This window comes from Microcystis sp. 49638_E5 (assembly GCF_021300285.1).
In the GTDB taxonomy this organism is placed as follows: domain Bacteria; phylum Cyanobacteriota; class Cyanobacteriia; order Cyanobacteriales; family Microcystaceae; genus Microcystis; species Microcystis aeruginosa_C.
Window position 1 is genome coordinate 1 of record NZ_JAJTDH010000158.1, and the last position, 1,681, is coordinate 1,681.

Annotated in this window: 1 protein-coding gene and 1 pseudogene; one reads left to right on the top strand and one right to left on the bottom strand. The window is 43.0% G+C overall.

Annotation, left to right across the window (positions count from 1 at the left end):
- Positions 1-108 precede the first annotated feature (108 nt).
- Positions 109-525 (bottom strand): annotated as a pseudogene (locus LW728_RS22810) (transporter substrate-binding domain-containing protein); the annotation flags it as partial.
- 198 nt (positions 526-723) lie between these two features.
- Between LW728_RS22810 and LW728_RS22815 the strand changes: the two are divergent.
- Positions 724-1,479 carry an amino acid ABC transporter ATP-binding protein gene (locus tag LW728_RS22815; RefSeq protein ID WP_159296177.1) on the top strand — a complete coding sequence of 252 codons (756 nt, stop codon included), beginning with the start codon at positions 724-726 and terminating at the stop codon, positions 1,477-1,479.
- The last annotated feature ends 202 nt before the right edge of the window (positions 1,480-1,681 follow it).

The window sequence follows — 1,681 nt, forward strand, 5'->3', positions numbered from 1 at the left end:
GATTAAAAGGAGAGGCTATGGATTTAGAAACTTTAAAAACTTTAGTCTTAGATGTTTATTAAATTGGCATTTTGCTAGTTGATTTTACATGGTAAGTTCGGAAGAACCAAAATTTTTAATCGTCTTATTATCTTCCCGAACAGCGATCGCTAAACCAGCCCTAAAATAAGGTCGAGAAAAAGAAATCGCTTGAGCGCGTTCGGCGGTGATGGTCATGCCACTAATAGCGGCTTCCACTGTTCTCGCTTGTAGAGCCGGAATAATGCCATCAAAGGGTAAATTTCTAAAGTCAATGTTGAGATCAGCTTCCTCTCCAATCGCTCGCATTAAATCGATATCAAACCCGGTTAATTGTCCCCCTTGTTGAAATTCAAAGGGCGGAAAAGTCGCTTCTGTGGCGACTCGAAAAGGATTAGGAGGAGTCTGGGAAAAAGCGGGAATAACACTTAATCCTAGCGCCAAGACTAATCCTAACAAGGCAAAGATAACTCTCTGTACCGCCCGCCCTCGCCAAAATTTAATCATTTTTTAATTGTTTCTCCTTGATTTTTTTGCTCAATTAAGTTAGTAATTTCGTCCTACTTCCCACCCAAGACAGATGTAGAGAGACTATTTGAGTATTATGATTATTCCTCTTGATAAAATGTCGTCAAGGATACAATCTAGCAGAAACTAATCTGGATACTTTTATACAGAATGTAAAATTTTTTACGAGAGGACATCATGACCACTACCACCCCTGTGATTGTTAGTGAAGGTTTACGCAAAAGTTACGGCTCTTTAGAGGTACTCAAAGGAGTTACAGGCACTCTTTATCAAGGGGATGTGGTATCGGTAATCGGTCCCTCTGGCTGCGGCAAAAGTACCTTTTTACGCTGTCTCAATCGTTTGGAAACAATTAACGGCGGCCGCTTGGAGGTGATGGGAATTGACATCTCTTCCCCGAAGTTAAATCAATCGGTCCTGCGTAACTTACGCAGCCGGGTAAGTATGGTGTTTCAACACTTTAATCTTTTTCCCCATCTCACCGTTTTACAAAACTTGATGTTGGCCCCCAAGCAAGTGTTACACCACCCGGAAAATGAGGCTAAAGATACGGCAATTCATTATCTGGAAAAGGTGGGATTGGCCCCAAAAGCCGATGTTTATCCCGACCAATTATCGGGAGGACAAAAACAACGGGTGGCGATCGCTCGCAGTCTCTGCATGAAACCAGAGGTGATTTTATTTGATGAACCCACTTCGGCCCTGGATCCGGAATTAGTCGGGGAAGTGTTAAACGTTATGCGTCAATTGGCCAATGACGGTATGACTATGGTAGTCGTCACTCACGAAATGCAGTTCGCCAAGGAAGTCTCTAACAAGGTTTTGTTCTTTAATCAAGGTGTCATCGAAGAAGCAGGTGATCCCGACACTTTCTTTAATAATCCCCACAGCGAGCGCTTACAAGCCTTTTTAAGTCGCATCAATAGTAATTAGGGTTGGCTGAAAAAGTTTGTCGGTGGGGTTATAGAATAACCGATTACACCACTTTTTAGCGGAATCTCCTTGGTCAGCTGTGAACGTGATTGACATCCTCGCCGCCCTAAAAGTGCGGCGATTCCTAAACCTCACGATTTAAGTTTCTGCTTCCACCACCGTCGCATACCACAGTTAAAAAACCATGTACTGTCTTACACAG